The 19,617-nt window shown below is 69.7% G+C and carries 19 protein-coding genes and 1 tRNA gene; 9 read left to right on the forward strand and 11 right to left on the reverse strand.

The window, feature by feature from the left end; genetic code table 11:
* Positions 1–48: 48 nt before the first annotated feature.
* The 4 genes from Psi01_RS05720 to Psi01_RS05735 are packed head-to-tail and all read right to left on the reverse strand — an operon-like array spanning position 49 to position 3,663.
* On the reverse strand, positions 49–1,341 hold the full coding sequence (locus Psi01_RS05720) for an ABC transporter permease (protein ID WP_204062880.1): 1,293 nt from the start codon (positions 1,339–1,341) through the stop codon (positions 49–51).
* Complete coding sequence (locus Psi01_RS05725; protein WP_204062881.1) at positions 1,338–2,114, reverse strand: ABC transporter ATP-binding protein; 777 nt, start codon at positions 2,112–2,114, stop codon at positions 1,338–1,340. Before Psi01_RS05725 ends, Psi01_RS05720 begins: the two co-directional genes overlap by 4 nt.
* Positions 2,111–3,160, reverse strand: a complete 1,050-nt coding sequence (locus tag Psi01_RS05730; protein WP_239127144.1) for a peptidoglycan-binding protein — start codon at positions 3,158–3,160, stop codon at positions 2,111–2,113. Before Psi01_RS05730 ends, Psi01_RS05725 begins: the two co-directional genes overlap by 4 nt.
* On the reverse strand, positions 3,157–3,663 hold the full coding sequence (locus Psi01_RS05735) for a hypothetical protein (protein ID WP_204062882.1): 507 nt from the start codon (positions 3,661–3,663) through the stop codon (positions 3,157–3,159). Before Psi01_RS05735 ends, Psi01_RS05730 begins: the two co-directional genes overlap by 4 nt.
* Positions 3,664–3,825: 162 nt before the next feature.
* Between Psi01_RS05735 and Psi01_RS05740 the strand changes: the two genes are divergently transcribed.
* Entirely contained in the window at positions 3,826–5,631 is a 1,806-nt protein-coding gene (locus tag Psi01_RS05740) for a serine/threonine-protein kinase (protein ID WP_204062883.1), read from the forward strand.
* 211 nt (positions 5,632–5,842) lie between these two features.
* Here the strand turns inward: Psi01_RS05740 and Psi01_RS05745 are convergent, their stop codons facing one another.
* A complete protein-coding gene (locus Psi01_RS05745; protein ID WP_204062884.1) occupies positions 5,843–7,378 on the reverse strand; it encodes an alpha/beta hydrolase in 1,536 nt (511 codons plus the stop codon).
* A gap of 117 nt (positions 7,379–7,495) precedes the next feature.
* Positions 7,496–10,291: a pyruvate dehydrogenase (acetyl-transferring), homodimeric type gene (gene aceE / locus Psi01_RS05750; protein WP_507763453.1), complete on the reverse strand. Its 2,796-nt coding sequence runs from the start codon at positions 10,289–10,291 to the stop codon at positions 7,496–7,498.
* A gap of 227 nt (positions 10,292–10,518) precedes the next feature.
* Between aceE and Psi01_RS05755 the strand changes: the two genes are divergently transcribed.
* The 7 genes from Psi01_RS05755 to Psi01_RS05785 all read left to right on the forward strand — a co-directional run bounded on the left by Psi01_RS05755 (position 10,519) and on the right by Psi01_RS05785 (position 14,151).
* Positions 10,519–10,713, forward strand: a complete 195-nt coding sequence (locus tag Psi01_RS05755) for a DUF1918 domain-containing protein (RefSeq protein ID WP_204062885.1) — start codon at positions 10,519–10,521, stop codon at positions 10,711–10,713.
* Between the two features lie 10 nt (positions 10,714–10,723).
* A complete protein-coding gene (locus Psi01_RS05760) occupies positions 10,724–11,131 on the forward strand; it encodes a secondary thiamine-phosphate synthase enzyme YjbQ (protein ID WP_204062886.1) in 408 nt (135 codons plus the stop codon).
* Positions 11,132–11,254: 123 nt separating this feature from the next.
* Positions 11,255–11,683 (forward strand): DUF3052 domain-containing protein, encoded by a 429-nt coding sequence (locus Psi01_RS05765; RefSeq protein WP_203874949.1) that lies wholly within the window; start codon positions 11,255–11,257, stop codon positions 11,681–11,683.
* A gap of 97 nt (positions 11,684–11,780) precedes the next feature.
* Positions 11,781–12,242: a peroxiredoxin gene (locus tag Psi01_RS05770; protein ID WP_204062887.1), complete on the forward strand. Its 462-nt coding sequence runs from the start codon at positions 11,781–11,783 to the stop codon at positions 12,240–12,242.
* A gap of 60 nt (positions 12,243–12,302) precedes the next feature.
* Positions 12,303–12,620: a hypothetical protein gene (locus Psi01_RS05775; protein WP_204062888.1), complete on the forward strand. Its 318-nt coding sequence runs from the start codon at positions 12,303–12,305 to the stop codon at positions 12,618–12,620.
* Between the two features lie 456 nt (positions 12,621–13,076).
* On the forward strand, positions 13,077–14,042 hold the full coding sequence (locus Psi01_RS05780) for an ROK family protein (protein ID WP_204062889.1): 966 nt from the start codon (positions 13,077–13,079) through the stop codon (positions 14,040–14,042).
* 34 nt (positions 14,043–14,076) lie between these two features.
* Positions 14,077–14,151, forward strand: a tRNA-Val gene (locus tag Psi01_RS05785).
* A 204-nt stretch (positions 14,152–14,355) separates the two neighbouring features.
* On the opposite strand, the gene Psi01_RS05790 is transcribed toward Psi01_RS05785, so the two are convergent.
* The 5 genes from Psi01_RS05790 to Psi01_RS05810 all read right to left on the reverse strand — a co-directional run bounded on the left by Psi01_RS05790 (position 14,356) and on the right by Psi01_RS05810 (position 18,708).
* Entirely contained in the window at positions 14,356–15,615 is a 1,260-nt protein-coding gene (locus Psi01_RS05790; protein ID WP_204062890.1) for an ATP-binding protein, read from the reverse strand.
* 602 nt (positions 15,616–16,217) lie between these two features.
* A complete protein-coding gene (locus Psi01_RS05795) occupies positions 16,218–16,832 on the reverse strand; it encodes a DUF6461 domain-containing protein (protein ID WP_204062891.1) in 615 nt (204 codons plus the stop codon).
* Positions 16,833–17,156: 324 nt separating this feature from the next.
* Entirely contained in the window at positions 17,157–17,351 is a 195-nt protein-coding gene (locus Psi01_RS05800; RefSeq protein WP_204062892.1) for a hypothetical protein, read from the reverse strand.
* 13 nt (positions 17,352–17,364) lie between these two features.
* Positions 17,365–17,925: an SMI1/KNR4 family protein gene (locus Psi01_RS05805; protein WP_204062893.1), complete on the reverse strand. Its 561-nt coding sequence runs from the start codon at positions 17,923–17,925 to the stop codon at positions 17,365–17,367.
* Positions 17,926–18,111: 186 nt separating this feature from the next.
* Complete coding sequence (locus tag Psi01_RS05810; RefSeq protein ID WP_204062894.1) at positions 18,112–18,708, reverse strand: TetR/AcrR family transcriptional regulator; 597 nt, start codon at positions 18,706–18,708, stop codon at positions 18,112–18,114.
* Positions 18,709–18,763: 55 nt separating this feature from the next.
* Here Psi01_RS05810 and Psi01_RS05815 point away from each other — a divergent pair, with 55 nt between their 5' ends.
* Entirely contained in the window at positions 18,764–19,561 is a 798-nt protein-coding gene (locus tag Psi01_RS05815; RefSeq protein ID WP_204062895.1) for an SDR family NAD(P)-dependent oxidoreductase, read from the forward strand.
* Positions 19,562–19,617: the final 56 nt, after the last annotated feature.

Genomic DNA, 19,617 nt, shown 5'->3' on the forward strand with positions numbered 1-19,617 from the left:
GGAGGTCATCCTGATCTCGCCGGGTTAAACATCGGGTAAGGACGCGGATCAGGTGGTGTTCAGCGCCAGGGTGGGGGACATCCGCGCCGCGCGCGCCGCCGGGTAGATCCCGGCCACGGTGCCGACCAGCAGCGTCGCCGCCAGCCCCCCGGCCAGCGCCCAGGCCGGGACCACCGCGGGCAGGTCCCGCACGGCCGCGTAGCCCACGGTGATCGCCGCCCCGAGCGCCGCGCCCGCCGTACCGCCCAGCCCGGACATCAGCAGGGACTCGGTCAGGAACTGCCCGCGGATCTGCCCCCGGGTCGCACCGAGGGAACGGCGCAGGCCGATCTCGCGGCGGCGCTCCAGCACGGATATGACCATGGTGTTGGCCACCCCGACCCCGCCGACCAGCAGGGCCACCGCGCCGACGCCGAGCAGCAGCGTCGTGAACGCCCCGTCGGCCGCGGCCTTGGCCTCCAGCGCGTCGGAGGGCCTGCTGACCTCGACCTCCTCGGGATTCTCCGGGCTGACGGTCCTGGGCAGCACATCGCGCACAGCGCCGACCGACTCGTCGTCGGACCGGGTGTAGAGCGTGGTCGGATGCCCGTCGAAGCCCAGGTGCTCCGCCGCGGCCTCGAAGCCGACGAGCACCGAGGGGTCGATCTCCGGGGCGAGGGCGGACGGCTCCAGGACCCCGACGACCGTCCACCATTTCCCGGCGATCAGGATCTGGTCGCCCTCCCGCACGCCCAGCCGCCGCGCCGCGGTCGCGCCGAGCACCGCCGCGCGCTGGGCCGCCGTGGCCTTGTTGAGCCACACGCCCCGCGCGACCCGCGTCCGGAGCGTGGCCGGCAGGTCGAGCGAGGCCGCCTGGACGCCCAGCCCGCTGGTCTGCACCCGGGGGATCTTGTCGGTCCGCCACACGCTCTCGCCGGTGGCGCCGGTCGCCCCGACCGCGGTGACCGGGCCGATCCTGGAGGTCATGGCGATCGACTCGTACGGCAGCTGCGCCTCCTCGCCGAACATGGTGTCGCCGGGTGTGACGGTGAGCAGGTTGGTGCCCAGCCGGTCGAGCTCGCCCAGCAGCCGCGCCTTGCTGGAGGAGGAGATCCCGACGACCGCGACCATGGTGGCGATGCCGATCGCGATGCCCAGCGCGGACAGGATCACCCGTCCCGGCCGGGTCCGCAGGCCCGAGGCCCCGGCCCGCAGCAGGTCCGCCCAGCCCAGCCGCCCGGGGACCAGGTCCCGCCCGGCCCGACCGCGCCGGGGCCGGTCGCGGTCCGGTGCGGCCCGCCGGGGCTCCTGAGGGTCTCGTACGGTGCCCGGCCCGGTGCGGTCCGGTCGTAGCAGGCTCATCCCGTGCCTCCCGGAGGCGTCCTGTCGTCGGCGACGATCCGGCCGTCGCGGAGCCGGATCCTGCGCGGCGCCGCCGTCGCCACCTCGTCGTCGTGAGTGATGATCGCGACGGTCGTGCCGGCGGCGTTGAGCTCGCGCAGCACGGCCAGCACCTCGCCGCCGGAGGCGGTGTCGAGGTTGCCGGTGGGCTCGTCGGCCAGCAGCAGGGCCGGCTCCCCGGCCACGGCCCTGGCCACCGCCACCCGCTGGCGCTCCCCGCCCGACAGCTGGTTGGGCCGGTGGTCCAGCCGGTGCCCGAGCCCGACCCGCTCCAGCGCCGCCTCGGCCCGCCGGCGCCGCTCCCGCCTGGGGATGCCGGCGTACAGCATGCCGTCGGCGACGTTGTCGAGCGCGCTGACGCCGTCGGCGAGGTGGAAGTGCTGGAAGACGAACCCGATGTGCCGGGCCCGCAGCGCCGACAGCTCCCGGTCCGTCAGGCTGCCGACGTCGTAGCCGGTGATGGCGACCGTCCCGGCCGAGGGGCGGTCCAGGGTCCCGATCAGGTGCAGCATGGTGGACTTCCCCGACCCCGACGGGCCCACGATCGCGACGAGCTCCCCGGCCTCCACCCGCAGGTCCACTCCGCGCAGGGCCCGGACCCCGCCGGGATAGCTCTTCTCCGCGGCCCGCAGCTCGACCACGGGGGTCCGCGCCACGACCGTGTCACCGGTCGGGCCGCCGGTCGGGCCGCCGGCCGGGCCGTTGGCCGTGCCGCTCACAGGTGCCCCCGTCATAGCTGCGGGACCTCGACCTTCATGCCCTCGGCCAGCCCGTCGCCGGACACCTCGACCCGGCCGGCCGCGAACAGGCCCGTCTCCACCGCGACGACCCGGCCGTCGGCCAGGCGCACGCCGTACCCGCCCTCGCTCAGCGCGAGCAGGGCCTCGACCGGGACGGACAGCACGTTCTCGTGCTCGTCGGTGCGGAGGTTGACCGTGACCGGGGCCTGATCGAGGCGGCCGAGCTTCTTGGCGCCGTCCAGGGTGATCTCCAGATCGATCGTGGACTCGCCGGTGGGCCTGCCGTTCTCCTCGACCGGCTCGGCGACCGCGCCGACCTCGCTGATGCGGCCCTTGACGGAACCGCCGCCGGGCAGGTCCACCGTCACACGGGCGCCGACCTTGGCGAACTGCTGGCCATCGGCGGCGAGGTCGACGTGGACGGTCCGGCGGGTGCTCGTGACGGCCACCACGGACTGCCCGGCGGCCGTCCCCGTCTCGGCGGTGATCTCGGCGATCCTGACCGGACCGGCGGCGACGGCGATCTGGGCCGCGTCGACCGTCCCGGTCTCCTCCAGGCCCGCGTCGTCCTGCCACTCCCGTACGGCCTGCTCGGTCAGCCAGGAGAAGTCCTCGTCCACCGTGCCCGGGTCGTAGCCGAGGGCCTTGAGGTTGCGCTCCAGCTGGCGCACGTCCTTGCCGTCGGTGGAGGTCGACAGCGTGCGGTAGACCGGGATGTCGCCGTACATCAGGACCACCGGCCGGCCGTCCACCCGGTAGAGCCAGCCGCCCCGCCGTACGACGCCGCCCTCCTCCCGCGTCCGGGTGACCGTGCCCCTGGCGTGGTTGGGCAGCGCGCGGCGGTCGGAGTATCCGAGCGTGCCGTCCACGGCCTCGGTGTCGACCAGGTCCGAGCGGGTGATCTCGGCGGTCGCCGTGGAGGCGGTGGCGGAGGCCGCCGCGGTGCCCCCGTCCTGGCCGGTCAGGGTGAGCGCCGCCGCCCCGCCGCCGGTGAGCAGGACGGCCGCGGCGGCGCCGGTGATCACCCTGCCGCGCCTCACGGCCGCCCGCCCGTCATGCCGGGCAGGTGCTTCTCGCACGCCGCCTGCGCCTTCTTGAACTGCGGGGAGTCGGGGTTCAGCCCGGGGCCGCCGATCCTGATGCCGCCGCCGGAGAAGTCGGGGTCGGGCATGTCGATGCCGTTCTCCCGCATGCAGCGGACGAACGCCAGCATCGCCTTCTGCGCCTCGGGGTCGTCCTTGATGTTTTTCCCGGCCTTTGTCGGCGCGTACTTCTGACAGGCCTTGTGTGCTTTCTCGAGCGTATTCCTGTCACCCTTCGCCTGTATCCTCACCGGGCCGCCGCCCGGTTCGGGATCGGGCATGTCGACGCCGTGTTCACGCATGCACTGGGCGAACTTCACGCCGTCCGCCTGCGACGACGCGGAAGGGCTCGCCGAGGCGGCCGGGCCGCCCGCCGAGGCCACCCCGGTCTTCGGAGCCTGCCCGCAGGCGGCCAGCGCGGCGAGCGAGACGAGTGCGACCGCCGTTCTTGCTCTTCTCATTTCCGTTTCCTCCCTGTCGCAACAGATGAAACGGGAAGGCGGTTAAACACCCGTTAAGCGGATTTCTTTAAACGGTGCTTATTCCGGTCCCGGGCGGGGGAGGCGACGGCGCCCGGAGATGTGTAATGTTCTGGCAAAACGCCGTAGCACGAGGGGGCGGCGATGCCGGATATCGCACCGCTGCGGCCGGGGGATCCGCCGCGGCTGGGGAACTTCGAACTCAAGGGAAGGCTGGGTGAGGGTGGTCAGGGAGTCGTCTACCTGGGGGAGTCCGACGAGGGCGAGCGCGCCGCCGTCAAGCTGCTGCACGTACGCTTCACCGGGGAGGCCCACGCCCGCTCCCGCTTCGCGCGCGAGCTGGCCGCGGCCCGGCGGGTGGAGGCCTTCTGCACGGCCCGGGTGCTCGACGCCGACCTCGACGGCGAGACGCCGTACATCGCCAGTGAGCTGATCGACGGGCCGTCGCTGCGCCAGGTCGTCGAGCGTGACGGGCCGCTGGAGGGGGAGGCGCTGACCAAGCTCGCCATCGGCACGGTCACCGCGCTCGCCGCGATCCACCACGCCGGGATCGCGCACCGCGACTTCAAGCCGGACAACGTGCTGCTGGCCGCAGACGGCCCCCGGGTCGTCGACTTCGGCATCTCGAAGATCATCGACGAGAGCGGGACCATCACCACCCGCGCGGTCGGCACCCCCGCCTACATGGCGCCCGAGCAGATCGCCGGGGAGCGGGTCGGCTTCGCCGCCGACGTGTTCGCCTGGGGATCGACGATGATCTTCACCGCCACCGGCCGGTCCCCCTTCGGCAGGGAGACGATCGTGGCCACGCTCAACCGCGTCGTCAACCACGAGGCCGACGTGAGCGGCCTGCCCGAGGACCTGCGCCCGATCGTCGCCGCCTGCCTGGCCAAGGACCAGAAGCGCAGGCCCAGCGCCGACGAGGTGCTCAGGCGGCTGCTGGGCCACCCCGCCGAGGACGCCGAGGTCTCCGACGAGGTGCTGGCCGAGGGCGTCCAGGCGGCCACCGTCGACCTGACCCGGACGGACATGCCCGCCCGGTCCGCCCGGCGCCGCCCCCTGGTGCTGACCGGCCTCGCGGCCGCCGGCGTGGCCGCGGCCGTCGCGCTCGTCCAGCTCGCCCCCACGTTCGGCGACGACGTCAAGCCGACCCCCGCGCCGAGCCCTTCCCCGACCGCCACCCCCACGCCCTCCACCGGCTCGGCCCTGCTCGACAGGATCAGGAAGACCGGGCAGCTGAGAGTCGGCTACCGAAAAGGCCTGCCGGGGGTCGCGCACAGCCCGCGCGAGGGTGATCCGCTCGAAGGGTTCGAGATCGATGTGGCCAGGCGCATCGCCGAGGAACTCGGCGTGCCCGAGGACGGTCTGACGTTCGTCCCCGTCGGCCAGGCCGAGCGTGCGTCGGCGCTGGAGCGACGGCGGGTCGACCTCGTCATCAGCACCTTCTCCATCACCGGGCAGCGGTCCACCCAGGTCGCCTTCGCGGGGCCGTACTACCTGGCCCACCGGGACATCCTGGTCCGCGCCGGCGCCGGGATCACCAGGGCGGAGCACCTGCGGGGCAAGGTCGTCTGCGTGCCGGCGGGCTCGACGGCCGCGGTGGCGCTCAAGGACAAGGGGATCGCCTTCGAGACCGTCGAAGAGGACGACATGTCGCGATGCGCGGAGAAGGTGTCCGACGGCAGCGCCGACGCCCTGGTCGGCGACGACCTGGTGATCGCCGGGTTCGGGGCCCGCCGCGAGGGCCTGAAGATCGCCGGGGTGAAGCTCACCGACGACCGGTACGGCATCGGACTCCGGCTGGGCGACCCGGTCGCCTGCGAGAAGATCAATGAGATCGTCGCCGACGCGTACCGCGACGGGGTGGTCAAGCAGTGGCTCGCGCGCCACTTCGCCACCGTGGACTTCCGCTACGAGACCGAACGGCCCCGGCCGGAGAGCTGCCGCTGAGACGGCGATCGGAAGCCCTCAACGGGCCGATCGCCGCCCATCGGCGCCGATCCGCTCCCCTCCGCGGCTCACCGTGCCGGCGCCGGGAGGGGTCGCGGGAGGACATGCGGTCCTCAGGCCGCGCGGGGTGAGGTCAGGAGGGGTGCGTGTCTTCAGCCGTGCGGGACACGGCCAGGAAGGCCACGTGGTCCTCGGACCGCGCGAGGTGAGGTCAGGAGGGGCAGGTGGTTCCGTTCTCGGGGACCCGGCCTTCCAGGAGGTAGGCGTCCACGGCCTTCTTGGTGCAGGCGTCGCCCGAGGTGTAGGAGCCGTGGCCCTCGCCCTTGCGGGTCACCAGGACGGCCTGCTTGAGCTGCTTGGTCAGCTCGGGGGCCCACTCGTAGGGGGTGGCGGGGTCGCCGGTGGAGCCGACCACCACGATCGGGGTCTCGGCGCCGGAGGCGTCGATCTTCTTGGCCTCGTCGCTGCCGGGGACCGGCCAGGCCGAGCAGATGGTCCCCATGCCGCCGTTGCCGAACAGCGGGGAGATCTTCAGCGCCTCCGACTCGGTGCGGGCCAGCTCCGCCTTGTCGGGCCGCTCGGCGGTGTCCACGCAGCTGATCGCGGGGAAGCTGCTCATGATGGTCGAGTAGGAGCCGTCGGGGGAGCGCTGGGTGTAGCTGTCGGCCAGCAGCAGAAGCCCTCGTCCGTCTCCCTGGAGCGCCATGCCCAGGGCCTGGTCCAGGAAGGGCCAGGTCTGCTCCGAGTAGAGCGCCTCGGCGATGCCGGTGGAGGCCAGCCCCTGGGTGAGCTGCCGGCCCTCGACCGGCAGGGGCTGGGCGTCCAGGTCGTCGAGGAGCTTCTCGACGTTCTTGTTCGCCGTGGCCAGGTCGGACCCGGTCTCGCACTGGCCGGCGTCCTTGACGCAGTCCTTCAGGAAGGACTCGTAGGCCTGCTGGAAGCCGGCCGTCTGGATCAGCGCGGTCTCCCGCAGGGACGCGCTCGGGTCCAGCGGGGCGTCCAGCACCATGCGCCCCACCTTCTGCGGGAACTTCGTGGCGTAGACCGCGCCGAGCTGCGTGCCGTACGAGAAGCCCAGGTAGGACAGCTTCTCGTCGCCCAGCGCCGCGCGGATCCGGTCCATGTCCTGGGCGGCGTTCACGGTGCCGATGTACGGCAGGACCTCGCCGGAGGTGGTCTCGCAGGCCTGGGCGAAGTCCTTGATCGTCTTCTCGGACTCCTCACGCTCGGCGGCGTCGTAGGGCGGGCCCTCCATGGCGGTGAAACGGTCCATCATGTCGGTGCCGCCGCAGCGGACGCCGGAGCTGCGCTCCACCCCGCGCGGGTCGAAGCTGACCAGGTCGTAGCGGGTGTTGAGGGTGCCGAACGCCTTGGCCGCCTGGGCCAGGGTGTCGACGCCGGAGGCGCCGGGGCCGCCGAAGTTGAACAGCAGGGAACCGATCCGCTCACCCGGCCCGGTGGCCTTGACGCGCACGAGAGCGATGTCGATCTTCTTGCCCTCGGGCTCGGTGTAGTCGAGCGGGACGGCGAGCGTGCCGCACTGCAGGTTCTTGTCCTGCGCGGGCGGGCTCTGGCCGTCGGGGTATTTGATGTCGGTGCACGTCCCCCAGGTGACGGCGCCCTGCACCTCGGGCGTCTGCGGCGCGGGGCTGCCCGAGGCCGCGTCACCGCTCTCGCCGCCTCCGCTGCAGGCCGCCAGTCCGGCCGACAGGGCCGCCGCCGTGACGGCCGCCAGAATCCTTCGCACGATGTGCTCCCCTCGAAATCGCTCGCATCGCTCGCAGGGGAAGAGATTCAACCCTAACCGGGCGGGGTCTTCGAATCGAAGGCCCCGCCCGGCTCAATCTCACAGACCCATCGACATTCAGAAGCCCATCGACTGGGTGTCGTTGCTCTCGGCGCCACCGGCCTCGGTCACGCCGTTCTTGAGGTGGTAGCGGGAGATGGCCTCGCGCAGCACCTCCGAGTCCAGCTCGCCGCGGCGGACGAGCTGGGTGAGCACGGCCAGGGTGATCGAGGCCGCGTCCACGTGGAAGTGGCGGCGCAGCGCCGAGCGGGTGTCCGACAGGCCGAAGCCGTCGGTGCCCAGCGAGGACCAGTCACCCGGCACCCACTGGGCGATCTGGTCCTGCACCGCGCGCATGTAGTCGCTGACGCCCACGAACGGGCCCTGGGCCTGCGACAGCACCCGGGTCACGTACGGCACGCGCTGCTCGGCGTCGGGGTTGAGCAGGTTGTGCTCCTCGGCCGCCAGCGCCTCGCGGCGCAGCTCCGTCCAGGAGGTGGCCGACCAGACCTCGGCCGCCACGCCCCAGTCCTCGGCGAGCATCCGCTGGGCCTCCACGGCCCACGGGCCGGCCACGCCGGAGACCAGGATGTTGGCCTTCGGCCCGGAGACCCCCTCGGGCGCCGGGGCGAAGCGGTACAGGCCCTTCAGCAGACCGTCCACGTCCAGGTCGGCGGGCTCGGCCGGCTGGAGGTAGGGCTCGTTGTAGACGGTCAGGTAGTAGAAGACGTCCTCCGGCTGCTCGCCGTACATCCTGCGCAGGCCGTCGCGGACGATGTGGCCGATCTCGAAGGCCCACGACGGGTCGTAGGACACCGCCGCCGGGTTCGTCGAGGCGATCAGCGGGGTGTGGCCGTCCTCGTGCTGCAGACCCTCGCCGTTCAGGGTCGTGCGGCCCGCGGTGGCGCCGAGCAGGAAGCCGCGGCCCATCTGGTCGCCCAGCTGCCACATCTGGTCGCCGGTGCGCTGCCAGCCGAACATCGAGTAGAAGATGTAGATCGGGATCATGTGCTCGCCGTGCGTGGCGTACGACGTGCCGGCGGCGACGAGCGAGGCCATCGAGCCCGCCTCGCTGATGCCCTCGTGCAGGATCTGACCCTCGGTCGACTCCTTGTAGGACAGCAGCAGCTCCCGGTCCACGGCCTCGTAGGTCTGGCCGTGCGGCGAGTAGATCTTCGCGGTCGGGAAGATCGCGTCGAGACCGAAGGTGCGCGCCTCGTCCGGGATGATCGGCACGAAGCGGTGGCCGATCTCCTTGTCGCGCATGAGGTCCTTGAGCAGGCGGACGAACGCCATGGTCGTGGCGACGTTCTGCTTGCCGGAGCCCTTCTTCAGCTGCGCGTAGGCGGAGTCGCCCGGAAGCGCGATCGGCTTGGCCCGGTTCACCCGCTTGGGCAGGACGCCGCCCAGGGCCGCGCGCCGCTCCTTCATGTAGGCGATCTCGGGGTCGTTCTCGCCCGGGTGGAAGTAGGGCGGCAGGTCGGCGTCCAGCGCCGAGTCCGGGATCGGCAGGTAGAGCCGGTCGCGGAACTCCTTCAGCTCGGCCTTGGACATCTTCTTCATCTGGTGTGTGGCGTTGCGCGCCTCGAAGTCCTTGCCGAGCGTCCAGCCCTTGATGGTCTGGGCGAGGATGACCGTCGGCTGGCCGACGTGCTCGCGGGCCGCCTTGAAGGCCGCGTAGACCTTGCGGTAGTCGTGGCCGCCGCGCGACAGCTTGCGGATGTCGTCGTCGGTCAGGTGCTCGACCATCTTGCGCAGGCGCGGGTCGCCGCCGAAGAAGTGCTCGCGGATGTACTCGCCGCTCTCGACGGAGTAGGTCTGGAACTGGCCGTCGGGGGTGGTGTTCATCTGGTTGACGAGCACGCCGTCGACGTCGGCGGCCAGCAGCGGGTCCCAGTCGCGGCCCCAGACCACCTTGATGACGTTCCAGCCGGCGCCGCGGAAGTACGACTCCAGCTCCTGGATGATCTTTCCGTTGCCGCGTACGGGGCCGTCGAGACGCTGCAGGTTGCAGTTGATGACGAAGGTGAGGTTGTCGAGCTCCTCGCGGGCGGCGATGCCGATCGCGCCGAGCGACTCCGGCTCGTCCATCTCGCCGTCGCCCAGGAAGCACCAGACGTGGCTGCGGCTGGTGTCCTTGATCTGGCGGTTGAGCAGGTAGCGGTTGAACCGCGCCTGGTAGATCGCGCCGATCGGGCCCAGGCCCATGGAGACCGTGGGGAACTCCCAGAAGTCCGGCATGAGGCGCGGGTGCGGGTAGGACGGCAGGCCCTTGAAGCCGTGCGACAGCTCCTGGCGGAAGGCGTCGAGCTGGGCCTCGTTGAGCCGGCCCTCCAGGAAGGCGCGGGCGTAGATGCCGGGCGCCGCGTGTCCCTGGAAGAAGACCTGGTCGCCCGACTCGCCGTGATCCTTGCCGCGGAAGAAGTGGTTGAAGCCCACTTCGTAGAGCGACGCGGCGGAGGCGTAGGTGGCGATGTGGCCGCCGACGTTGGTGCGGGCGTTGGCCCGGGTCACCATGACCGCTGCGTTCCACCGGATGTAGGCGCGGATCCGCCGCTCGACGTGCTCGTCGCCGGGGAACCAGGGCTCGCGCTCCGGGGGGATGGTGTTGATGTAGTCGGTGCTGCGCAGGCCGGGCACGCCGACCTGGTGCTCGCGGGCCCGCTCCAACAGGCGGAGCATGAGGTACCGCGCCCGGGTTCGACCCTCCGTCTTCACGACGTTGTCGAGCGACTCAAGCCACTCCTGGGTCTCGCTGGGGTCGACATCAGGGAGCTGACTGGGTAGGCCGTCGCTGATGATCGAGAAACGCTGGCGTCCGGAAGCCACTGGGTCTCGCCTTCCGAGAATGGACTTTTGTCTGGTGTAGGTCACCTTCCATCCTGGTCGCTTACTCCGGAAAGTGCATCTCTACTGACCGGTAACCAGGATGTCCCTGCTGGCAGGGGGAGAACAGTGGCCTAGACCACCGATGGTAGGACGAATCAACATCAAAGGTTACATCGGGGCACCTCTTTTCTGGAGGGCGCAGCCGTACGAACCTGGAGATGCCCGAACTCGTCATGTTCATAGCTCGTCATGTTCAGAGGGAGGCACCAGGGATGCACGCGGCAGTGGGCGACCAGATCGTGGTGCACGGTCACACGACCGGCCACGGAGACCGGCGGGGCGAGATCGTCGAGGTGCGCGGAAGCGGGGGAGAACCCCCCTATCTGGTCCGGTTCGACGACGGGCACACCGGCCTGGTGTTCCCCGGGCCGGACGCCGTCGTCATCCCGGCGTCGCACGGATCGTAGGATTTGACATGTGAGATCTCAGACGATCGAGGTGGTGACCGGTTCCCACGAGCGGGTGCACGACATCACCTTCGAGTGCGAGAGTTTCGTCCGGTCGTGCGGAGGCGACGGCCTGCTGCACGTCTTCGTACCGCACGCGACGGCGGGGATCGCGCTGATCGAGCTCGGCTCGGGCAGCGACGACGACCTGCTCGCGGCGCTGAAGGACCTGCTCCCGGCCGACGACCGATGGAAGCACGCACACGGATCCCGGGGGCACGGCCGGTCGCACGTCATGCCCGCCCTCATTCCTCCGTACGCCACCGTCCCGGTTCTCGCCGGGCGTCTCGCGCTGGGCACCTGGCAGTCCATCGCCGTGGTGGATCTCAATGTCGACAATCGCGAACGCCAGGTGCGACTGTCATTTTTGTCGGACTAATTCATGCGTAGCCCAGTCGTTGCCGTGGCGACCGTTGACGACTGAGGGTCACAGCGTGTGGACTGTGCCGAAGCACTGTGAGCACCGTGTAAAGGCGGGGCCGTCGAAGCAGGAGGGATAAACGTGAGCGCGACCGCGGGTCAGGCGCAGGGCGAACGCAGCCTGGCCGAACGACTCGGCCTCAAGCCGGGTCAGGTGGTGCAGGAGGTCGGATGGGACGAGGACGCCGACGACGATCTGCGCGACTCCATCGAGGAGCTGACCGGTAACGAACTGGTCGACGAGGACTACGACGACGTCGTGGACGTCGTGCTGCTGTGGTGGCGTGACGGGGACGGCGATCTGTTCGACGCGCTGAGCAGCGTGGTGACCAACCTGACCGACGGTGGCCAGATCTGGCTGCTCACTCCCAAGGCGGGCCGCGAAGGCCACGTGGAGCCCAGCGACATCGGTGAGGACGCCACGACTGCGGGTCTGTCGCAGACCAGCAGCATCAGCGCCGCTCCCGACTGGTCGGGCACGCGCCTGGCCACGCCCAAGGCGCGCCGGTAGGACCGGCGAGGTCCGGTCCGCCCTGCCGTACGGCTCGCGCGAGCCGTACGGCAGGATGACGGTGTCCGCCCGTCACCCGCGTGAAAGGACCAGCGACATGGCGGTCGAGGTGGGCTCCCCGGCACCGGACTTCGAGCTGAGAGATCAGCACGGCGCTCCGGTCAGGCTCTCGGACCTCCGGGGGCGGAAGGTCCTGCTGGTCTTCTACCCCTTCGCCTTCAGCAACGTGTGTCACGGCGAGCTGTCCGCGATCCGTGACGAGCTCGCCGGCGGCGGCCTGCCGCAGGACGTCCGCGTTCTCACCGTCTCCGTCGACTCCGTCTTCGTCCAGCGCGCCTGGGCCGACCGGGAGGGCTACGGTTTCGCCATGCTCTCCGATTTCTGGCCGCACGGACAGGTGGCGCGGGCGTACGGTGTGTTCGACGATGACAGGGGCATCGCGATGCGGGGCACCTTCGTCATCGATGGCGAGGGCGTGGTCCGCTGGCGTGTCGTGAGCCCGATCCCGGAGGCACGCGACATGGCCGAGTACCGCAAGGTGCTCGCCGAACTTTCCTAAGCCGTGATCCGGCGGACGCGCGACCCGCGGACCGCCGGTCTCGACCCATCGGAGGCGATCATGCCCTGCTTCTCGTGCGGGGCCCGGCAGACCGACCCGGTCCGCGGCGCCAGCCCCTGGAAGCGCGGGGTGCGCCAGGAGACCCAGGTGCTCATCTGCCCGGACTGCCAGCGCACCCACGACCTCGACCTCGACACCTGCACCACGTGCGGTTCCATCGCGCTCATCTGCCGGCTCGGCGAGGTCGAATGCCGCTCGTGCGGCGCGGTACGGCTCGCGGGCAGCCGCCCGGAGAGCCCCGCACGACCCGACGGCCTGGCCGACGAGGTCGCCGCGGCCCTCGACCGGGTGCTCGGCCGGCTGACCTCCCACGCCTGAGCCGTCCTGTCCTTGAGGCGTCCTGTCCGTGGGCCGTCTTGTCCGTGGGCCGTCTTGTCCGTGGGCCGTCTTGTCCGTGGGCCGTCTTGTCCGTGATCCGGACGGTCGATGTTGCGGACGGCCCGGCTGGGTTAGGGTAAGTCGGCACAAACAGGGCATGCGGCCGATGCCGCGCTGCTCTTCGCCCGGGGTGCGCGCCGTTGATCGTGAAGAGGGCTGGATGAGCATTCGTGGTGGCCGTCGATGCCGCGGTGGAGCGGTGGACGGCGCTGTCGCCGGTGCCGGCAGCGCTTCGTGAGCGGCCGTGTGGTGGTTGTCGGCGCCGGAGGTGCTTTTGAACGGCCGTGTGAGGGTTGCCGGCGCCGGAGGTGCTTTTGAACGGCCACGTGATGGCTGCCGGCGCAGGAGATGCTTCGTGAGCGGTCATGCGGTGGCCGTCGACGTCAGGGGGACCTCGTGAGCGACTATGTGGTGGCCGTCGACGTCGGGGGCACCTCGATGAAGGGCGGCGTCGTCACGCGCTCGGGTGAGGTCGCCGCGACCGACCGCCGCCCCACCGGCCGCGAGGGCGGCCCGGACGCCGTGGTCGCCACCATCCGCTCCTTCGTCGGCGACCTGGCCGACCGGGGCTCCTCGATCTTCGGCACCGGACCCGCGGCCGTCGGCATCGCCGTCCCCGGGCTCGTCGACGACGCCACCGCCACCGCCCTCTACGCGGCCAACCTCGGCTGGCGCGACGTGCCCGCGACGGACTTCGTGCCTCTGGACGTGCCCGCCCTGCTCGGCCACGACGTGCGCACCGGCGGCCTGGGCGAGAGCGTGCTCGGCGCAGGCCGGGAGCTGTCCGACTTCCTGTTCCTGCCGATCGGCACCGGCATCGCCGGCGCGATGATCATCACGGGCGAGCCGTACGCCGGGACCTCCGGCTGGAGCGGCGAGATCGGCCACATCCCGGTCTTCCCCGACGGGGAGACGTGCGCCTGCGGGCAGACGGGCTGTCTGGAGACCTACGCCTCCGCCTCGGCCGTCGGCCGCCGCTACTCCGCCCGCGCGGACCGCCCCGCCACGGCGAAGGAGGTCGCCGCCCTGACCGCCGCCGGCGACCCGGTCGCCACGGCGGTGTGGGACGAGGCGGTCGAGGCCCTGTCCCTGGCCCTGGCCACCTACACCCTCCTGCTCGACCCCTCCGCGATCGTCCTGGGCGGCGGCCTGGCCGAGGCGGGCCCCCTGCTGTCCGCCCCCCTGGCCGAACGCCTCGCCAAACGCCTGTCCTTCCGCTCCGCACCCCCGCTGCGCCGCGCCGTCCTGGGCGTCGACGCCGGCATGCTCGGCGCCTCCCTGCTCGGCTGGCGAGCCGCCGGAGTCCGGGACGCGGGCGCGTCGTGGACGCTCGATGTGCCGACAACCCCCATGGTGTCGTAAGGTTGTGTCCCGCCTGTTCCGTAAGGAACCTCCCGGGCGCTTAGCTCAGCGGTAGAGCGCTCGCCTTACAAGCGAGATGTCACTGGTTCGAACCCGGTAGCGCCCACCAGCGAAAACGCCCCGTTTCCGATCGAGGAAACGGGGCGTCGTGTCATCAACATGACATCAGCCGACCTTGGTGGAGGGGTGGGAGCCGTCGCGTTTGGAGCGGGTACGGATGATCTCTTGTCGGATGACAGCCGACTCGCCGCCTGCGACTACCGGCCATGCTTTCTCAGCGGGGCTCCAGCAGACCTGTCTCGGCGAGTTCCGGCTACGGGTGTGTCTCCCAGAGCGCGCTTACGGGGGCGGCTAGCATGCGGTCTCCGAAGGAGAAGGTGTGGGCGCCGGTGTGCAGGACCAGTCCGGCGACGAAGTCGGGGCCGACGCGCTCGGCGAGGTGACGAAGTCCTTTGAAGTCCTCCGGCCGCACGGTGGACGCGGCCTTGACCTCGATGCCTACCACCTGGCCCTGGCGGGTCTCCAGGATGGCGTCGACCTCCACCTTGTCCTTGGTCCGGTAGTGGTAGAGCTCGACCAGGGTGTCTGACCAGGTCGTCTGCCTGGCCAGTTCCATGAGGACGAACCCTTCCAGCAGAGGGCCGAACGCGGAACCCGGCCGGAGCAGGCCCCGGGCGTCGGCGCCGAGCAGGTTCGCAGCCACACCCGAGTCGACGAAGGTGATCTTGGGGGTGTGGACGGCCCGGTTGCTGATGTTCTTCGACCAGGCGGGAACACGCTTCACCAGGAAGACCTCTTCCAGAAGCGCCAGGAACCTCGCCGTCGTGGTGCCGGGCAACCCGAGGTCGCGGCTCAGTGCCTGGACGACGAGCAACTGGCCGGACCTGGCCGCCAGCAGCTTGATCAACGCGCGCAGTTCCGCGGTGCGCTCGATCTCCGACAACTGCATGACATCGCGGTTGATCAGGTCGCCGACGTAGGAGTCGAAGAATCGTTGCCTGCGACGGGCATTGCTGCGGGCGACCGCCTCGGGGTAACCGCCGCGTACCAGGCGCTCGGCGTAGTCCGCTCGGGTCAGCTGGGAGGTGTGCCGTAGCTCGGGCCCCTGAGCGAAGACTGCGTCGATGAACCCGTCGGGCTGCCCGTCGATCTCCCCCTGTGCGAACGGCCAGAGTTCGATGGTCTCCATCCGCCCTGGCAGGGTGTCGGGTAGCCCACGCAGTGCGAGGAGGCGAGAGGAGCCGGTGAGTAGATACCTGCCGGGCCTCGGGTCGGCATCCACCCGGGATTTGATGGCGAGCAACAGTTCGGGGGCCCGCTGAATCTCGTCGATGACCATCCGCTCCGGAAAGTCGACGAATCCGCTGGGGTCGCTCAGCGCCGCCTGCCGGGTCAACGGGTCATCGAGATCACGCCACTCGGTGTCTCCAGCCTTGGCGAGCTGCCGGACCAGAGTGCTTTTGCCCGACTGCCGGGCGCCGTTGACCAGGACGACGCGGGTATCGGTTAAAGCGTCTGTGACGGCCTGCTCCGCGTGACGTCGGACCAGGTGCCCCAGGGGTGTGGTGACCATGCGCTCATCATGTCAGAGATGGTGAAATAGTCGCTGTGATCACGGTGAGATGGTCGCTAGCATGATGGTGTGATGGACGCTCATTTAGTGGTGGGGTGGTCGGTGACCCACAGCCATCCTCACGGTTCGTCGCCCAGAGTCCAGCTATCGACCTTCTCAGCGCTGACATGGTCGGCTGCGTCGCACCCCTACGGTGCTCCCGCCCACGCGGAACCGGCGGAGGATCTCCTACGGCGCGAGACCCCAGATGAGCGGAAGCATAGGAGACCGAGCCCGTGCCGGCCCGTCTGCCGCAGGACTTCCCGTGCTCTTTTCCGAGTGCTTGGAGGGCGTCCACACGCCGACGGGGGAGCTTGAGGGAGCAACGTGACTTGACGGTCTTGGTGTTCCCTTCTTCCGTACGGACCGCTTCGCTGCACCTTGCGGGTCGCAATGCCGTGAGATCATTCGCCCCGTGAGCGAAGGCGCTGGTGCCGACGTGCCCGCGTGGTTCTGACCCTGCTCAAGCCGTACGCCGATGTCCCTCAAGTGCGGGAACTCCTAACCCGTTACCCCATGAGTGCCTGAGCCCGTTGACAGAAGCTCTCCCCTGAATCTGCCGATCAGTCCTCAAGGGGTTCTGCGCCGAGGAATCGCAGCGCCAGCATCTCCGGGGAGAAGGGAAGACCCGTGATCCTTCCCGCGAGGGCGAACGAACGCTCTATCGGGAACTCGATGTGCGAGTCGTCATCGAAGATGTCGTATTCGGGATCCAGGCCGACTTCACGCATCTCCTTGATGAAACGGTCTGGATCGCTGCCCGACCGATCGTCTGGGCACATCGGATCGAAGTGGAGGACCGACTCACCATCAACGATGTAGGCGAAGCTGTCCGAGGCGTAGTCATGACGGCAGACCGACACGACCTCGGTTCCCCGCGAGACCGGGCCGTATACGTCGGAGTCGACGGCGATCTTCCATCCTCCCGGTTCGATGACCAGGGTCCAGTCGCCGATCTCCGCGGCGCCGATGTAACCGGCCGAGTCGGCCCTCATGCTCTCCACCGAGCGTTCGTTCAGCCCCTCGGCTGTCACTCCTTCCTCCATGGTGTTCTCGTCTATTCCGAACCGGCGGAGGACCTCGTCCGGGGAGAGCCCTCGGACGAAGGACACGCAGTAGATCTCACCCAGTTCCTCACGGTCGGAGAGCCAGCGGAACTCCTCGGGGCACTCTGTCATCGTCACTCCTTTGAACATGTGGACGGCATGATCACAGTTGTCGCCGACAGAAAGGGATCGAAGGTCCGATCGGTGAGGGAAACTCGGCGATAACTCTGGGTTTAGGGATGGCTTCTGGGCGACCGACTGGGTGGCAACGACCGGGGGCACGGCTGGACGGCCGGTGGACGACCGGAGACCGTAGCCGCAGCTCAGGCCTGGCATCGGTTCTGGTCGGGGAGCCGCTCGGATCGCCTTGCAAGTGAGATGTCGCCGGTTCGAACGCGGTACCGCCCACCAGCGAAAACGCCCCGTTCCCGATCGAGGGAACGGGGCGTCGTGTCATCAGCCGACCCGGGCGGGCACTCCCGAAGATCCATCGTCATCGTCCGGACGGGCTTCTTCGATCTTGCTGTTCATCGCGTCGGCGATCTTCCGGTCGGCTTCCGCCGTACGGTGCTGATAGATCAGCGCCATCGAGTCGTGCCCCATCCGCTCCGTGAGGTCCTTCAGGCTCGCGCCCGAGCCGGTGAAGCTCAACGAGGAAGGGACATCAACGTGCGTAGCGCATCCGCAGCTCGTCCATTGCGAGGTCCCAGAAGGACCTGTAACGGTTGGCGCCGGGTTTCCATGGGGCGAGATACCAGGCTTCCCACTCACCTTCAGAGGTCCTGACGTGGGGATTGAGGAGAGCCACTCCGTCGTCCCAGTATCCGATCATAAGGGTGTCGGGCACATACTCCCCTCTGTAACGGATGGAGTCCTGCTCCGGCCCGTAGACGAAGTAGAGCTCGTCGGGCACGCTCCACGAGTTCTCGGGCTTGGGTTCTGGCCAGCTCTCGGCGATCGAGGGATCGGCATCACGGAGCCAGCCGACTTCCTCGGCACGCAGCAGACAGCAGTCATCGTTGTTGCCCCACCCGTTGGCGAACAGGAGGAACTGCCGGTAACTCGGCGGCAGCTCCAGGCCCAACCGCTCTTCAAGCTCGCAGACCTCTGCTCCGGTAGCCGGAGGATGCAGATCGCCGAGTGGACTGACAGCCGGGCGATCAGAACCCTCGGTCGCCGGATCCCTTGCGGGGAAGCGTTCAGACCATGCGTACCGGGCACTCATCGTGCAGAAGGTATCCCGTTTCAAATGGCTGCTGCACGTACAGCACAAAGCCAGGGCGACCCCTCCCGAAGGAGGGTCGTTCTCCTGATGCAGGTGTCGGAATTCTCCGTTCTGACCGGACACGCGAGCCCTCGACCGCGACCTTGCCGCTGACTCGTGATGAAGGGTTCAGCGATCAGCCGTACGTCAGCACTTCTGCATCGCGGCGCGGGTCTGCGCGGTGGACATGGGCGGGGCCGGCAGAGGGCCGGCGGCGATGGCGCGCAGGCCGTCCAGGGACAGGGCGAGGTGCCGCCGCCAGGCTCCCGGCGCCGTCTTGCACGTGGCCCTGATGGTCGCCGCAACGCCCCAGACCACGAAGGCCATGTCGGCGAGTGTGACGTCGGCCCGCAGATCTCCGGCTCGCTGGGCGCGTCCGAAGATCTCCTGCATCAGGCTGTATCCGCGATCCGCGTCCAAGCCGGCCGTTCGTGCGGCGAGGTCGTTGTAGCCGAGGTCGGTCGCCTGCAGCTCACACACCCCGGTCAGGAACGCGACGAACCCTTCCCAGGCGTTGTCGGCGGCCAGCGCCTGCTCGGCCAACTCGGCCACGGCCGCCACCCGGTCGGCGAATACCGCCTCCACCAGGGCGTCCCGTGTGGGGAAGCGGTTGTACAGCGTCCCGATGCTGACTCCGGCCGAGCGCGCGATCTCTTCGAGCGGCACGTCGAGTCCGCGGTCCGCGAACAGTTCCCGGGCCGCCCGCAGGAGGCGCTCGCGGTTATGCACGGCGTCCTTGCGCATACCGGCAAGCCTAGCTAAGTTGAGGTAAATCTCAACTTGAGGGGGATCTCAACTTATGGGTCGAACCATCGTGATCACCGGAGGGACCAGAGGCATCGGCAGAGCCCTCGCCCGCCACTGTGCCAACCTCGGGGACCAGGTCGTGGCCGTGGGCAGCAGCGAAGAAGGCGGGGGACGCCTGCGCGAGGAGGTGCCGGAGGCCCGCTTCGTCAGGGCTGACCTCAGCTCCCTGCGCCAGACCCGTGACCTGGTGGAACGGCTCAGCGCCGAGTATCCGGCCATCGATGCGCTGGTGCTCTCCGCGTTCCGGTTCAACCCGGCGCGAGTGGTGACCGAGGAGGGGTTCGAGCACACCTTCGCTCTCTATGTGATCAACCGCTGGCTCATGGCCCATGGATTGCGCGGTCCTCTGGAGAACGCACCGACTCCAGTGATCATCAACCTGTGCGGTGCCGGGCAGAGCGGCCGGATCCGCTGGGACGACCTCCAGTTGAAGGACCGGTACCGGGCGCTCGCCGCAACCGTGCAGGGAGCCAGGGCCAGCGAGCTGCTGGGGACTGCCTACGCTTCCGAGCGGACGAAGTATGTGCTGTACAACCCGGTGTTCGTGGCGACCGGGCTCCATGAGCCCTTCAAGCAGCCGCTGCGCGGCCTCGTACGGGTGGCATCGGCACTGTTCGCTCAACCTGTGGCCAAGGCCGTGCCGCCGATCGCCGCGCTCATCGACCGGCCGCCGACCGAGCCGCTCACGATCTGGAAGAAGGGCAAGCCCATCGATCTTGCCGTGGACCCGGACGAGGCGCGGCGTTTCGAGGAAACCGTCCGCACCCTCGTCCGGTCGGTGCTCGTATAGGGGCTCCGGGCGAGATGCCGCTCCTGGAACCGCCGGCACCGGATGACCGTGGGCTG

This window comes from Paraplanobispora siamensis (genome assembly GCF_016863175.1).
Taxonomy (GTDB): Bacteria; Actinomycetota; Actinomycetes; order Streptosporangiales; family Streptosporangiaceae; genus Planobispora; species Planobispora siamensis.

What these genes read in the sequence shown, in the direction of transcription:
- Psi01_RS05720 (WP_204062880.1), bottom strand. Translation starts at nt 1,341, where the DNA reads ATGAGCCTGCTACGACCGGACCGCACCGGGCCGGGCACCGTACGAGAC.
- Psi01_RS05725 (WP_204062881.1), bottom strand. Translation starts at nt 2,114, where the DNA reads ATGACGGGGGCACCTGTGAGCGGCACGGCCAACGGCCCGGCCGGCGGC.
- Psi01_RS05735 (WP_204062882.1), bottom strand. Translation starts at nt 3,663, where the DNA reads ATGAGAAGAGCAAGAACGGCGGTCGCACTCGTCTCGCTCGCCGCGCTG.
- Psi01_RS05740 (WP_204062883.1), top strand. Translation starts at nt 3,826, where the DNA reads ATGCCGGATATCGCACCGCTGCGGCCGGGGGATCCGCCGCGGCTGGGG.
- Psi01_RS05755 (WP_204062885.1), top strand. Translation starts at nt 10,519, where the DNA reads ATGCACGCGGCAGTGGGCGACCAGATCGTGGTGCACGGTCACACGACC.
- Psi01_RS05770 (WP_204062887.1), top strand. Translation starts at nt 11,781, where the DNA reads ATGGCGGTCGAGGTGGGCTCCCCGGCACCGGACTTCGAGCTGAGAGAT.
- Psi01_RS05775 (WP_204062888.1), top strand. Translation starts at nt 12,303, where the DNA reads ATGCCCTGCTTCTCGTGCGGGGCCCGGCAGACCGACCCGGTCCGCGGC.
- Psi01_RS05790 (WP_204062890.1), bottom strand. Translation starts at nt 15,615, where the DNA reads ATGGTCACCACACCCCTGGGGCACCTGGTCCGACGTCACGCGGAGCAG.
- Psi01_RS05795 (WP_204062891.1), bottom strand. Translation starts at nt 16,832, where the DNA reads ATGACAGAGTGCCCCGAGGAGTTCCGCTGGCTCTCCGACCGTGAGGAA.
- Psi01_RS05805 (WP_204062893.1), bottom strand. Translation starts at nt 17,925, where the DNA reads ATGAGTGCCCGGTACGCATGGTCTGAACGCTTCCCCGCAAGGGATCCG.
- Psi01_RS05810 (WP_204062894.1), bottom strand. Translation starts at nt 18,708, where the DNA reads ATGCGCAAGGACGCCGTGCATAACCGCGAGCGCCTCCTGCGGGCGGCC.
- Psi01_RS05815 (WP_204062895.1), top strand. Translation starts at nt 18,764, where the DNA reads ATGGGTCGAACCATCGTGATCACCGGAGGGACCAGAGGCATCGGCAGA.